Genomic DNA, 13,139 nt, shown 5'->3' with positions numbered 1-13,139 from the left:
CCGTACTCGCGCCTTGCCGCGATCACGCGCTCGCGGTGGGCGAACCTTACGGTGTTTGGGGCGGGATGACCGAAGGCGATCGGCGAAAGTACATCCACCAACTCCGCCGGAACAGACGTCGACCGCTCGAATCCCGGCACACGCGACCAGGGGCCGATGTCGCGCAGACTCGATCGTCCACACAGGCTCTTCCTCAGCCGCCAATTGTGGCATCACCGGGAGGGGCGGCGAGGGGTCGTCCCTCCCGGTGATGCACGCCGGCTGTGCTCACCACACTCTTGGTGGCCGTGCGTATTGTGCGCTGAGACGCGGGCCGAGTCACGCGTCCGTTTCGTTCGCTTCGATGTAGCTGCGATACACCGAGAGCAGAGCACGTTTCTGCGACTCCGAGAGCCTCCGGTCGGCGCGCAACGCAGCCTCGGTGGCGTCGTCGTCGGCCCGAACGGATTCATCGAGCAATCCGGCCTGTTCGAGCATGGCTTCCGAGGAGAGATTGAGTGCGGTGGCGATCGACTTGAGGATCCGAACGGACGGTTCGTGCATGCCGCGCTCGATCTGGCTGAGATAGGGGTTGGAAACCGCAGTCATTGCGGAAAGCTGGCGCAGCGACAGATTCGCCATCTGTCGCTGCGCCCTGATGAAGTCCCCCAAGAGCTTGGTCCTGTCATCTGGATCTGTCGGCATTGTCGTCCCTGGTGTGATCGAGGCGGCGGATGCCTTCGAACCTACTCGGTCAGTCTGCCGTCGGATCTACTCGGTCAGGACGCCTTTGCCGGTGCGAAGGCAGCCGCGAGGTTGGTGGCGAAGTCACGCTGAGCCGTCAGCAGTGCGATTGCTACATCGAAGCCGGATGCCGTGAGGGCCTGGAAGTCGGGCAGTTCCGGAGCGCCCTCGATCTTGAGCAGTTCGGGCGTCGGGATGGAGGGGGTCAGCTTCGCGACCGTCTTCGCGACATCCAGGGCGACCTTCTGCCCCTGCTTGACGGCGGAGACGAGCTGGTCGCCGGCTTTGGTGGAGGCCTCCGCGGTCGGGGCGGTGGGGGTTCCCGGGGTGGTCGTGGCGTCCTCGGAGTTCGCGGCGGTGGGGGTCTTGATCGTGGTGGTAGTGGCGGCCATGGTGGGGCTCCTTGCTGGTCGATTTTCGCTGGCTGATTTATCCGACGTGGTAAATATATAAATCATCTGCTTGATATGTCAAGCATGGTGTTTTTCACGCGGCGGGTGCAACGGTCGGATCGGTTCTCGTTCACGGCGCCGGCGATCCGAGAATGTCAGCAGGGAACTCGATTTCGCGTTTGAGGATCTTGCCGGTGGCTCCCTTGGGAAGCTTGTCGACGAGCCAGAGGTGGCGCGGGTACTTGTAGGCGGCGACCCGGGCCTTGACGTAGCCGCGCAGCTCGTCGGGAGTGGCGGAGGTCCCAGGTCGCAGCGTGATCGCGGCGGCGACCTCTTCGCCGAGGGTGGGATGGGGCACCCCGATGACCGCGACTTCGCGCACTGCGCGGTGTTCGTAGAGCACTTCTTCGATTTCGCGTGGGTAGACGTTGTAGCCGCCGCGGATGATGATGTCCTTCTTGCGGTCGACGATGAAGTAGAAGCCGTCGTGGTCGCGGGTGGCCATGTCGCCCGTATGAAACCAGCCGTCGACGATCGCGGCGGCGGTGGCGTCGGGCCGATTCCAGTAGCCCTTCATCACGTTGTGCCCGCGGATGACGATTTCCCCGACCTCACCGGGCGGCGTGTCAGTTCCGTCCCGGTTGACCAGATTCAGCTCGACACCGTCGATCGGCCATCCGATCGACCCGGCCTTGGAATGCGCGGGGCGGTTGAACGTCGCGGTTGGTGACGTCTCGGACAGTCCGTAGCCTTCGAGGATCGGTGCGCCGAACCTCTCCTGGAAGCCGCGCAGTACCTCGACCGGCAGCGCTGCACCACCCGAGACGCACATCCGCAGACTGGAGGTGTCCACCTGTCCGGTGTCGGTGTGGAGCAGGGAAACGTACATCGTCGGGACGCCCGCGAAGACGGTCACCCGGTGACGTTCGATGAGCTGCGCTACCGCCGCGGCCTCGAACCGCGGAACCAACGACACGCTCGCGCCGGCCGCGATCGAGGCGTTCAGTACGTTGCTCTGCCCGAAGGCGTGAAAGAACGGAAGGCAACCGATCACCACGTCGTCCTGGCAGAAGTCGAACAGACCCATGAAGGTGGTGGCGTTGCGGTACAGGTTCGCGTGGGTGAGCTCTGCGCCCTTCGGAGTGCCGGTCGTGCCCGAGGTGTAGAGGATGACCGCGGTGTCGGCGCCCTCCCGGGCGGTGACCGCCGGTGAGGACGGCCAATCGGCGGTGGCGGCGAGCGTGTCGTCATCGATGACCACCAGGTCGGTGCCGGTCGCTGCGGCCGCCGACTCGGCCTCGGCGACGACGGTGCGCCACACCAGTGCCATCTTGGCGCCCGAATCGCGGAGGTGGTGCTCGATCTCGCGAGATTTGAGGAGCGGATTCATCGGCACGACCGTCGCGCCGACCCGCAACAGGCCGTAGTAGAGAACCGGGAATTGCACGACGTTCGGCAGCGAAATCCCGACCCGGTCTCCGGGGTCGATGCCACGGGCCCGTAACCAGCCTGCCGCGCGTGCGGTCAGTTCATCGAGTTCGGCATAGCTGACGACGACGTCGTCGATACGGATCGCCGGCCGGTCTGGATGACGGCGCGCGGACTCGGTCAGGATGTGGGCGAGGTTGGTCATGATCGGCTTTCGGGTGCTGGATAGGACATACGCAGGAAGGACGGGGGCCGGAACGGTGTCCAGTGGTCGGCGGGCTGGGCGAGACGGTCCGCGACCGCCCACAGCGCCGCGGGGTGACTGGCGATGCCGAGGTGACTGGCGAGAACGGCGATGTTCTCCGCACGGGGTCCGGGCTCGTCCAGGCAGGTCCGCCAGGCGACGATCCCGTCGAGCGGGGTGTAGATCGACGTTGCGGGGACCGGAAGCGGCCCCTCGTCGCGTTCGAGCGGGAGGTCCAACGGCTCGATGTGCTGGTGGGAGTGGCGATGGAACAGGCGATTGGCGCGGCTTTGGTCGTGTCGGGCCAACCGGATCGGGCTGCCCAGGGTGATGACCTGTCGAACGGCTTGCGGGGTGCGGCGGGCAAGTTGGCGCGCGTAGATGCCGCCGAGACTCCACCCGATGAGCGTGACCGGCTGCTGATAGCGGTTGGTCAAATAGTCCAGCCGCGCCCGCATGCCGTGCACCGCTTTGCTCGTGGGGCCGATGTTGCGGCCGAGCCGCCACCCGTGCGTCCGGTATCCGAGTCCGCGGAGGACGGTATGCAGTGTGGCGGTGGAGGTATCGCTGCCGTTCAACCTGGGGAGCACGAGGACAGGGTGGTGGTCGCCGCGCGGAAATGCGGCAAGCAGGGGTGCCGTACAGGCCAGGAGCGCGTAGTCGATGGCCGCACGCGCGGGGTCGGTGAAATAGAGCAGGTCGCCCGGTGCCGCGGTGCCCCGCAGCGGTGTGCCGGTCACCGTGCGCTTTCTTCCAGGCCGAGTTCCGCACTGACGCCGATGGTGTCCATGGACGCCCAGGTGTGGTCGACGAAGTGGGCGAGCATGATCAGGTCGCGCAGGTTGCCCTGGCGGTCGCGGATGTGGTCGCGCAGCAGCGCCTCACCCTCGAAGCCCAGCGAACCGAACATCGCCAGCGAGTGTTCCTGGTCGGCGGCGAGCTCGACGACGACCTTGCGCCGACCTGCGCGGACCGCGTCGGTGAGTGCGTGGCGGGCCAACGTGCGGCCGATGCCGGCTCGTCGGTGAGCCGAGTCGACGACGAGTCGCAGTTCGCCGACGTGGTCGGACCAGCTGGGCAGCGGGCGCACCGCGGCGAATCCGACGACCGCGGCGTCGTCGAGCGCGACCCAGTGCGCCGGGCGGTCGGCCCAGCCGCGCACCGTGTCCGGCTCGGTGACATCCTCTCGCATGAGTGTCAGGTCTTCGGCGGGCAGGCGACCGAAGAATTCGATCAGGGCGTCGGTGTGTTCCCGGCCCAACGCGACGATGTTCATTCCTGTGTCTCACTTCGCTGGATGAGGAAATCGATGATCGTGGGGATGGTGGTCTTGGCAGCGGTTCGGCCGACGAGCAACCCGACGTGCCCGCCGTCGAGGCGCACCTCGTGTTTGTCGGGCGAGCCGATCAGGTCGATCAGCGGGGCGGCGGAGGCTTCCGGCACGATGTGGTCGCGGTTGCCCAGCACGGTCAGGAACGGCACCGTGATGTCGGCGAGGTGCACGCGGTCGCCCCCGACGACCAGGGTGTCGTTGACGATGGCGTTGTCCCGAGTCATCTCCGCGAGCTGCCGGGCGACACCACCGGGCAACGGAATGTGGTCGGTGGCCCATCCGATCATCGCCTGGTGCGCTGCGACGTAATCATCGCTCCACAGTCGTTCCCACAGGTCCACATATTGGGTGACCTGGGCGGTCGGTTTCAGGACTTGGAAGCCCTGGTAGATGACCTGCGGCGGCACATTGCCGTCGGCGTCGAGCACGTTCTCCACGTCCAGTCCCCCGCCCCCGACCACGCTGGTCAGCGGACCCAGTTGCTGCAGGTCGACCGGGGTGGTCATCACGGTCAGGCTGCGTAACGGCGCATCGAGATGGTGGGCGGCGTAGAGCAGTGACAGCACGCTGCCGAAGCAGTAGCCGAGCATATTGATCTGCTCGGTGCCGGCAATGTGCCGCACGCGTTCGACCGCGGCGGGCAGGTAGTCGTCGACGTAGTCCTCCAACCGGTTGGCGGCGTCGCGTTCGTCGGGAACGCCCCAGTCCAGTAGGTAGACGTCGAATCCGGCGGCGAGCAGCCGTTCGACGAAGCTGTTACCCGGCTGCAGATCCAGGATGTAGCTGCGGGAGAACAGGCTGAACACGATCAACAGCGGCGGCGACACCCGCACGTTGTCGTTGCGGTAGCGCCACAACTCGGACCGGCCGTGTCGCCACACCACATCCTTCGGTGTCTGCCCGACCTCCGGCCGGGAGAGACCCGCCGCCATCCGAATACCGTTGCGCGCCCGCAGCGCAGTGCGTTCGACCTCACGACGCACCCGGTCGACGATGCTCGCCGACGTCGGTTCCATCGTCACCACCGCCCGATCACTTTCCATGGGGGTGGCCCCGGCGCTGTTCGAGTTGCAGCGACAGTCGTCGCACATCCCGGTCCAGCGCCCCGATTTGTGTCCGGAGCCGATGCACATCGGTGCCCGCCGGCAGATTGACCAGGTGCCACACTCGTGACGCGACACCGTTCACGCCGTGGCCCACCGTGCGCCGCAGATCGAAAATCGCGGCGGCCGCGGTGGCGAACTGCCCGCTGCGCACCAGCGCCTCGGCCAGCGGTGCCACCGCACGGTCCGCGGCGTCATATGGCTTGCGCCAGACCGGCTTGCCTGTCATCGATCCAGCCCGCCGTACATGTCCAGCTCCGTGTCCGTGATCTCCGGGTATTGCGCGTTCTGGTCCCCGGTGACCGGGTCGGTGGTGGTGTACACACCCATGGGCGTTCTCCTGTGTGGTGATGAACGGTGTCAGGCCGCGATCGTGTCCGCGGACTCGAAGCCGCGGTAGCCATCGGCGGTGACGTCGGCGAGGACCGCACGATAATTGCCCAGACCACCCAGATAGAACAGGACACTGGGCTTCTTACCCGGAATGTTCGCGCCGAAAATCCACGAATCGACCTTCGTGAACACCGTCATGTTCGCGATCTCGGTGCACGTGTCCGTCCATTCGGCCTCGGCCTCCGGCGTCGGCTCGATCGCCCGCAACCCGCTGCGCTCGGCATACGCGATCGTGTCGCTGATCCACTCGACCTGCGTCTCGATGCTCGGCGGCAGATTCGTGAACGGGCCGTTCGGGCCCAGCACCATGAACCAATTCGGGAAATTCGCCGTGGAAATCCCCAGATAACTGGTCGGCTGCCCGCCCCAGTGGTCGTTGATGTTCAAACCGCCCCGGCCGCGGATCTCCATCCGCCGGTAATTACCGTCCACGGCATCGAACCCGGTCGCGAAAACCAGCACATCCAACTCGTGCAGGACACCGTCCTCGGTCACCACACCCTTCGCGGTGACCTCGCGGATCGGGTTCTCCTTGATGCCGACGGCGTCGACGTTCGGCCGGTTGAAAACCCGGTGGTAGCCGTCATCGCACAGCGGGCGCCGGGCGAACAGACCCGTCGGGGTCAGTGTGCGGGCCGTTTCCGGGTCCTCGATGACCTCGGCGATCTTGGCACGGATGAACGACGCGGCCGCCTCGTTGGCTTCCTCGTCGGTGGCGATGTCACCGAAGGTGGCGAACATGAAACGGAAACCGCCACCGTGCTGCCAGGCCTCCTCGAAAACGCGGCGGCGTTCCTGTTCGGTGACGCTCATCGCCGGCACCGTGGACTCCTCGAAGCCGAACGCCACGGACGATTTCTTGACCTGCGACCAGATCCGGTCGTAATCGGCCTTGACCGCGTCGATCTGCTCGGTGGTCACGGGACGCTTGCCGACCGGGACGGAATACTGCGGCGTCCGGACGAACACGGTCAGATGCTCGACCTCCGGCGCCAGCGCCGTGACGACCTGCTGGCCGGTGGAACCGGTACCGATCACCCCGACACGGCGGCCCGCGAGGTCCTTGCCCTCGGGCCAGGCGGCGGTGTGGATGGTCTCGCCCTCGAACGTGTCCAGACCGGGCAGGTCCGGGAAGTTGATGGCCGAGAGCAGCCCGACGGCATTGATCACGTACGTGGCCCGATACATCTCGCCGGTGTCGGTGGTGACCTCCCACAGGGCCTGATCGTCGAGGTAGACCGCGGAGGTGACCTCGGTGCCGAAGCGGAAGTGGCGGCGCAGATCGAACCGGTCGACCACACCCTCGAGGTAGTCGAGGATCTCGGGCTGGGTGATGTACGTGTGTTCCCAGGTGCCGTCCTGCAGCAGATCCTCGTCGAAGGAAAACCGGTAGACATGACTCTCGGTGTCGGACAGAGCGCCCGGGTAACGGTTCCAGTACCAGGTGCCGCCGGGGCCGCCGGCCTTGTCGAAACCCACTGTGGTGAGACCGAGTTCGTTGTGCAACTTGTGGACGGCATAGATACCGCCGAATCCGGCACCGATGACGACGGCGTCAACGATCTGGGGTGTGGTTCGGAAAGTCATGGCGAACTCCTGTGTCGTTCCGATGCAGAGAAGAAAAGGGGTGAAAGAGGGATTGGCGTTGTTACGCGCGGTACCAGGCGGCGAGCTTCTCGAACTCCTCGGCGACGAGGGCGGAGCGGCCGGCCAGGAAGGGGTAGACGTGCTGCTGGCCGTCCCCGATGGACAGGGTGACGTCGACACCCGCTGCCGTGGCGCGTTCGGCCAGCCGGGTGGCGTTGTCGAGGAGCGACTCGACGCTGCCGGCCGTGACGTACAGCCGTGGGAAACCGGTGAAGTCGGCGTGCAGCGGGTTCGCCAGCGGAGTCTTCGGGTCGACGGTTCCGCCCAGGACCCCGGCGATCATGCCTTCGAGTAGTTCCGGGGTGATCAGGGCGTCGGTGTCGTTGTTGGTGAGGAGGGTTTCGCCCTCGTTCTCCATGTCGAGCCACGGGGAGAAGGCGATGACCCCGCCGGGGCCCGGTTTGCCCTGTTCCCGGAGGGCCAGGGCGATCGCGATGGCGAGGTTGCCGCCGGCGGAATCGCCGATGGTGGTGATGTTCCCTGGCGCGGTGCCGGATGCGACGAGCGCATCGAAGGCGGCCACACCGTCCTCGACCTGGGCAGGGTGCTGGAACTCGGGGGCCCGGCGGTAGTCCAGCACGAAGCTGACGGACCCGAGAGCTTTGGCGACGTGGCCGGCGAGCTTGCGGTGACTGGAGGCCGAGCCGACGGCGAACCCGCCGCCGTGCGTGTACAGGAGCACCTTCGAACTGTCCGCTCCCTCCGGCAGGCACCAGATGCCCGGGACTCCGCCGACGGTGTCCTCGCGGTACGTCACGCCCTCCGGTTCGACGGTCGGCTGGTGCCACTCGTCGAACATGGAGCGGAACAGGCGCATCGTGAGGTCCGGCGTCGCAGCCATGATCTGGGACCAGTCGGCGTAGAGGTCGCGCAGCACGTCCCGGTCGTCGGCATCGGCGGAAGTGACGCTGAGCTGTTCGGAGATGTTGGTGGTCATGATTGCCTTTGGCTCGGTGTCGGACCAGGTGGTTGACGCCTCGTCCGCTTGCTGTGTCCTACCTGCTGCGGCGGTCCCGATGTGATGGCCGCCACGGCGTCTAGGTCAAACATAGGAGTGGGTTCCGGCTCCCCTGTGTTCCGATGTGAAACACATCGAGCCTCGAAAGTCTGCTCATGATGAGGGGGCACCTGACACCCACCGTGAACGAGGTACTCCCCCAATGCATGCATTCGCCGTCCTCCCCGATGACGCCACGATCCATGACCTGGACATCCCGACCCCGAGCCCGGAAGGCGGGAAGGTCCTGTTGAAAGTCACGCGGGCCGGCGTCTGCCACACCGATACCCACCTGCGGGCCGGCGGATACGATCTGGGCAGCCGCGGGCTGATGAGCATGAAGGACCGCGGCATCGAATACCCGATGGTGATGGGCCACGAGGTGGTCGGCATCGTCGAACAGGTCGGTGACGACGTGGAATCCGTTCGTCCGGGCGACGTGCGACTGATCTACCCGTGGATCGGTTGCGGGGAATGCCGCCACTGCCGCGACGGCAACGACAACCGTTGCGCTGCGGGACGAAACCTCGGTGTGGCCCGCCACGGCGGCTACGCCGAATACATACTCGTGCCCGACGAGAAGTACCTCGTGGACATCGACGGTATCGACCCGAGTTGGGCTGCCACGCTCGCTTGTTCGGGTCTGACCGCCTACAGCGCCGTGGACAGGATACTTCCCCTCGAACCGGACGAGCCCGTCGTCCTGTTCGGCGCGGGAGGTCTGGGCCTCACCGCGGTCGCCTTACTCCGCGCCCGGGGCCACCGCAACATCTGCGCGGTCGATGTCGCCGAGGGAAACCTCGCCCTGGCCCGGGACATGGGCGCGTCGAGCACCGTCCTCTCCGGGCCCGCCAGCGGCGCCAAAGACATCCGACACGCCGTCGGCGGACCTGCGAGCGCCGTCATCGACTTCGTCAACACCGGCGTCACGGCCACGTCGGCCTTCGACGTCCTGACCAAGGCGGGGCACATGGTCCAGGTCGGACTGTTCGGCGGCGAAGTCACCATCCCGACCGCGCTGCTCGCCCTGCGCATGATCCACCTCGAAGGCAGCTTTGTCGGGACTCTCGCGCAGCTGCAGGACCTGGTGCGTATCGCACGAAGCGGAAAGCTACCCAACATCCCGGTCGTCGAACGGACGCTGTCCGCGGCGGAGGTATCCCGCGCCCTCGACGACCTCACCGCCGGGGGCATTGCTGGACGCATCGTCTTGACTGCCTGACACTGGGATGGTGATGGAAAAGTCACGCCGCGAGGACGAGGTCCGGAGTGCCCGGGAACTGCTGATCACGCAGGGACTGGTCCGGGCTTCCGTTCCCGCGTCCCTCGTCGCCGAGGAGATCGAGCAGAGCTGGCGCCGCTCGGTCTCGCACCGCGTCGATCCCGGGGCCGGACCCCACATTCTGGGGGAGATCGACCCGGACAGCGCCATCCTGCGTGCCGCAGGCCGGATCCTGGACCAGTGGCAGACAAACCTCACCGACTCGCGGATGACCCTGTTCCTGGCTGACGAGGCCGGCCGCATCGTGTCCCGCCGCATCGTCGACGCTCAGGACGAGCGGACACTGGACCAGGCCAGCGCAGTGGAAGGATTCGACTTCTCCGAACAGTCCCTGGGCACGAACGGGCTGGGTACTCCCATCGAGTCGCGCGGAATCGTATTCGTCCGCGGCACCGAGCATTTCAACGACGCCCTCGCTCAACTCGCGTGCGCGGGCGCTCCGATCAAGCACCCCATCACCGGGCGGATGGTGGGCTCGCTCTCCATCGCCTCGCACATCGACGCCGCCAGCCCCTTGATGGTCGCGATGGTGCGGCAGGCCGGATATCAGATCGCCGAAGCGCTCGAGCTGATGGCCGACTCCCGGGACCTCGAACTCGCGCGCACCTACCGACTCTTCCGGTCCTCCCGGCACCCCGTCCTGGTCATGAACTCGGAAACGGTGATGACGGACCTGCCCGCCCTCGCCCACTTCGACGCGGAGTCCCACGCCGACTTGTGGGAGAAGCTACGCCGGCACCGCTGGGATCAGGACGAACTGCAGTTGGAGTTGCCCACGCTCGGTACCGAGGCCATGGTTCGGCGCCTCGGCCGCGCCGGTCAGGACGCGATCTTCGCGCTGGAGTTCACCGAGCAGGCCGCGGCGGCCGGAGCCGAGCAGGTGACCGTCGCCCACAACCCGGACAATGCGGCCGCACCTGCCGGCGGTGCGGCGCCCCATCGGACTCGGCTGAACCCGTACGGCGATGTGCAACGGCAGTTGAGCGCTTGCGCAGACGTCGACGGGCTCATCCGAGTCGTCGGGGACCCCGGCGCCGGCAAACGCCACCAGGCCTCGATATGGCTGCGCCGACGCACCGGCCAGGAGCCGAATGTCGTCACCGCCCGCGATTTCGCTGCGGACGACGCGGTCTGGGCCAAAGGGGAAGCCGTGTTGCGTGAGGGCCGTGGAATCGTCGTGGTGGGAGGAGATGAACTCGCCGACGACGTCCGCGCACGTCTCGGAGACTTCGCCGTGATCGCGCGGCCCGGAGTACCCGCAGGTGCCCGTGTCATCCTCACCGAAAGCACCGGCGATGCAGGCGAAGACGATGCCGTACGCGTCCCGTCCCTCGCGGAACTGCGCAGCGAGTTGCCAGAGATCGTGCGCGAGGTCGCTGCCGAACTGTTCCCGGGCGCGCCGGCACTCCGGTTCTCCCCCGCTGCGCTGCAGTGCCTGCTGGCCTGGCGTTGGCCCGGCAACGTCGCCGAGCTGGCCCAGCTCCTCACCGCCCTCCCGTATCCGGTTCGGAGCGGCCTGATTCAGACCAAGGACCTGCCTGCCACCATGCGGCAGACGGCCTTGTCCTCGCTGAGCCGCTACGAGCAGGCAGAGCGCGAGACGATCGAGGGCGCCCTCCGCGAAGCGGACGGCAACAAGGCGCGCGCCGCCAAGATTCTGGGTATCGGCCGCACGACCCTGTACCGCAAGATGCGGGCCCTGAAAATCAATGCCGACGAGCGAATGATCGCTCCTGGTCCTTGAGGTCGGTGCTCTCCGCCCGCCGGGGGTGACGGTTTCGCGTTGCGTCTCCGTGATTCCGACGGCGGGGTGTTCCGCTTTGGAACACCCCGAGGAGTGCGGTATGGCCCATTCTGGGATTACGGCGCCAGGCAACCGGCGCCACGAAACGCGGCTGGGACGGATGCGCGCTGAGCCCTGCACCGCCTCGCACGCATCGTCCGATCCGCCGATCGGCCCATCATCAGGAGAATGACGTGACCTCAACCGTGAGCAGCGATCCGACAACGCAGGTGGATGACGAGGATTTCCGCGACATCCTGTCCCACGCCCGGACTTTCGTGCGCGACATCGTGGTTCCGCGGGAGCAGGAGATCGACGAGAACGACGCGATCCCCGCCGAGATCCGGGCCGCGGCCAAAGGCATGGGCCTGTTCGGATTCGCCATCCCCCAGGAGTGGGGTGGCCTCGGCATGAACCTGATCCAGGACGTCGAACTCGCAATGGAGTTGGGATACACCACTCTCGCCCTCCGCTCGATGTTCGGCACCAACAACGGGATAGCCGGTCAGGTGCTGGTCAACTACGGCACCGAGGAGCAGAAGACGGCCTGGCTCGAGCGGATCGCGTCCGGTGACGTCGTCGCCTCGTTCGCGTTGACCGAGGCTGGTGCCGGATCCAACCCGGCCGGGCTGCGTACCAAGGCGGTGCGGGATGGGGACGATTGGCTGATCACCGGGGAGAAGCGGTTCATCACCAACGCGTCGATCGCGGACCTGTTCGTCGTGTTCGCCCGCACCCGGCCCGCCGACGGCGATGGACCCGGCATCGCCGTGTTTCTGGTCCCGGCCGATGCTCCGGGTGTGCAGGTCGGCGGCAAGGACCGCAAGATGGGGCACGCGGGGTCGACAACGGCCACAGTGCATTTCGACTACGTGCGGGTGCCGTCGTCGGCGCTGGTCGGCAGCGGTGAGGCCGTCGGCTACCGTGCGGCGATGACGTCGCTGGCCCGCGGCCGGGTGCACGTGGCGGCGCTTGCGGTCGGGCAGGCGCTGCGTGCGCTCGACGAGTCCGTGGCGTACGCGGCGACCGCGACGCAGGGCAACACGGTGATCGGTGATTTCCAGTTGGTGCAGGCGATGCTCGCCGATCAGCAGACCGGCGTCATGGCCGGGCGCGCGCTGGTGCGTGACGCCGCCCGCGCTTGGGTCGAGGGCACCGATCGACGGATCGCCCCGTCGGTCGCGAAACTGTTCTGCACAGAGATGGTCGGTAAGGTTGCGGACCTGGCGGTGCAGATTCACGGCGGCAGCGGGTACATGCGGGAGGTCGCGGTGGAGCGCATCTACCGGGACGTCCGGCTGCTACGTCTGTACGAGGGCACCAGCGAGATCCAGCGTCTGATTGTCGGCGGCGGCCTCGTCAAGCGGGCCGGCAATGCGTCATCCGGGCGCCAATGAGCGAACAGACTCTGGACGATCGGTTCTCGAGCAGGGAAACCGGCACTCGCGACTCCAGTGAGTGGCGGGCGCGTGCCGCGTGCCACGGTGCCGAACTGACGGTGTTCTTCTCGCCCGACGCCGAGCGCGGCCGCGCCCGCGACCGCCGGGAAGCGCGGGCACGGCAGATTTGCCAACGCTGCCCCGTACTCGCGCCTTGCCGCGATCACGCGCTCGCGGTGGGCGAACCTTACGGTGTTTGGGGCGGGATGACCGAAGGCGATCGGCGAAAGTACATCCACCAACTCCGCCGGAACAGACGTCGACCGCTCGAATCCCGGCACACGCGACCAGGGGCCGATGTCGCGCAGACTCGATCGTCCACACAGGCTCTTCCTCAGCCGCCTCGATCGTCCACACAGGCTCTTCCTCAGCCGC

14 protein-coding genes are annotated in these 13,139 nt (G+C 66.8%); 5 read left to right on the top strand and 9 right to left on the bottom strand.

All coding sequences use genetic code 11. From position 1 onward, the window contains the following. Positions 1-251, top strand: a 251-nt coding sequence (locus AC1DWT_RS44695) for a WhiB family transcriptional regulator (protein WP_477925735.1), incomplete at its 5' end; no start/stop codon positions are given. Positions 252-318: 67 nt separating this feature from the next. On the opposite strand, the gene AC1DWT_RS44690 is transcribed toward AC1DWT_RS44695, so the two are convergent. The 9 genes from AC1DWT_RS44690 to AC1DWT_RS44650 all read right to left on the bottom strand — a co-directional run bounded on the left by AC1DWT_RS44690 (position 319) and on the right by AC1DWT_RS44650 (position 8,200). Beyond that, positions 319-651 (bottom strand): helix-turn-helix domain-containing protein, encoded by a 333-nt coding sequence (locus tag AC1DWT_RS44690; protein ID WP_241031424.1) that lies wholly within the window; start codon positions 649-651, stop codon positions 319-321. 107 nt (positions 652-758) lie between these two features. Next, positions 759-1,115 carry a hypothetical protein gene (locus AC1DWT_RS44685; RefSeq protein ID WP_477925734.1) on the bottom strand — a complete coding sequence of 119 codons (357 nt, stop codon included), beginning with the start codon at positions 1,113-1,115 and terminating at the stop codon, positions 759-761. Positions 1,116-1,245: 130 nt separating this feature from the next. Then, entirely contained in the window at positions 1,246-2,748 is a 1,503-nt protein-coding gene (locus AC1DWT_RS44680) for a long-chain-fatty-acid--CoA ligase (RefSeq protein WP_477925733.1), read from the bottom strand. Further along, entirely contained in the window at positions 2,745-3,527 is a 783-nt protein-coding gene (locus AC1DWT_RS44675) for an esterase/lipase family protein (RefSeq protein ID WP_477925732.1), read from the bottom strand. Before AC1DWT_RS44675 ends, AC1DWT_RS44680 begins: the two co-directional genes overlap by 4 nt. Next, positions 3,524-4,063, bottom strand: coding sequence for a GNAT family N-acetyltransferase (locus tag AC1DWT_RS44670; protein WP_095865589.1), 540 nt, complete (start codon positions 4,061-4,063; stop codon positions 3,524-3,526). Before AC1DWT_RS44670 ends, AC1DWT_RS44675 begins: the two co-directional genes overlap by 4 nt. Then, positions 4,060-5,163 (bottom strand): alpha/beta fold hydrolase, encoded by a 1,104-nt coding sequence (locus AC1DWT_RS44665; RefSeq protein WP_477925731.1) that lies wholly within the window; start codon positions 5,161-5,163, stop codon positions 4,060-4,062. Before AC1DWT_RS44665 ends, AC1DWT_RS44670 begins: the two co-directional genes overlap by 4 nt. After that, the gene (locus tag AC1DWT_RS44660; RefSeq protein WP_477925730.1) at positions 5,153-5,452 is read right to left on the bottom strand and encodes a hypothetical protein; all 300 of its coding nucleotides are present in this window, start codon (positions 5,450-5,452) and stop codon (positions 5,153-5,155) included. The genes AC1DWT_RS44665 and AC1DWT_RS44660 overlap by 11 nt, the downstream gene beginning before the upstream one ends. A gap of 131 nt (positions 5,453-5,583) precedes the next feature. Further along, the gene (locus AC1DWT_RS44655; RefSeq protein ID WP_477925729.1) at positions 5,584-7,203 is read right to left on the bottom strand and encodes a flavin-containing monooxygenase; all 1,620 of its coding nucleotides are present in this window, start codon (positions 7,201-7,203) and stop codon (positions 5,584-5,586) included. 61 nt (positions 7,204-7,264) lie between these two features. Next, a complete protein-coding gene (locus AC1DWT_RS44650) occupies positions 7,265-8,200 on the bottom strand; it encodes an alpha/beta hydrolase (RefSeq protein ID WP_095865597.1) in 936 nt (311 codons plus the stop codon). A 223-nt stretch (positions 8,201-8,423) separates the two neighbouring features. On the opposite strand from AC1DWT_RS44650, the gene AC1DWT_RS44645 reads away from it, so the two are divergent. From AC1DWT_RS44645 to AC1DWT_RS44630, 4 genes are all read left to right on the top strand, one after another. After that, positions 8,424-9,482, top strand: coding sequence for an alcohol dehydrogenase (locus AC1DWT_RS44645; RefSeq protein WP_477925728.1), 1,059 nt, complete (start codon positions 8,424-8,426; stop codon positions 9,480-9,482). Between the two features lie 13 nt (positions 9,483-9,495). Further along, entirely contained in the window at positions 9,496-11,286 is a 1,791-nt protein-coding gene (locus tag AC1DWT_RS44640) for a sigma-54-dependent Fis family transcriptional regulator (RefSeq protein WP_477925736.1), read from the top strand. A 233-nt stretch (positions 11,287-11,519) separates the two neighbouring features. Further along, positions 11,520-12,722 carry an acyl-CoA dehydrogenase family protein gene (locus AC1DWT_RS44635; RefSeq protein ID WP_477925727.1) on the top strand — a complete coding sequence of 401 codons (1,203 nt, stop codon included), beginning with the start codon at positions 11,520-11,522 and terminating at the stop codon, positions 12,720-12,722. Continuing rightward, the coding region (locus tag AC1DWT_RS44630) for a WhiB family transcriptional regulator (RefSeq protein ID WP_477925726.1) at positions 12,719-13,139 on the top strand (421 nt) is incomplete at its 3' end. The genes AC1DWT_RS44635 and AC1DWT_RS44630, both read left to right, overlap by 4 nt.

It is taken from the genome of Rhodococcus sp. P4_B6 (genome assembly GCF_056402215.1).
This window is presented reverse-complemented; position numbering and strand designations above follow the sequence as displayed.

Bases quoted from the DNA above. Each gene is read 5' to 3' on its own strand.
- AC1DWT_RS44640 (WP_477925736.1), top strand. From the start codon at position 9,496: ATGGAAAAGTCACGCCGCGAGGACGAGGTCCGGAGTGCCCGGGAACTG.
- AC1DWT_RS44670 (WP_095865589.1), bottom strand. From the start codon at position 4,063: ATGAACATCGTCGCGTTGGGCCGGGAACACACCGACGCCCTGATCGAA.
- AC1DWT_RS44660 (WP_477925730.1), bottom strand. From the start codon at position 5,452: ATGACAGGCAAGCCGGTCTGGCGCAAGCCATATGACGCCGCGGACCGT.
- AC1DWT_RS44645 (WP_477925728.1), top strand. From the start codon at position 8,424: ATGCATGCATTCGCCGTCCTCCCCGATGACGCCACGATCCATGACCTG.
- AC1DWT_RS44680 (WP_477925733.1), bottom strand. From the start codon at position 2,748: ATGACCAACCTCGCCCACATCCTGACCGAGTCCGCGCGCCGTCATCCA.
- AC1DWT_RS44650 (WP_095865597.1), bottom strand. From the start codon at position 8,200: ATGACCACCAACATCTCCGAACAGCTCAGCGTCACTTCCGCCGATGCC.
- AC1DWT_RS44655 (WP_477925729.1), bottom strand. From the start codon at position 7,203: ATGACTTTCCGAACCACACCCCAGATCGTTGACGCCGTCGTCATCGGT.
- AC1DWT_RS44665 (WP_477925731.1), bottom strand. From the start codon at position 5,163: ATGGAAAGTGATCGGGCGGTGGTGACGATGGAACCGACGTCGGCGAGC.
- AC1DWT_RS44685 (WP_477925734.1), bottom strand. From the start codon at position 1,115: ATGGCCGCCACTACCACCACGATCAAGACCCCCACCGCCGCGAACTCC.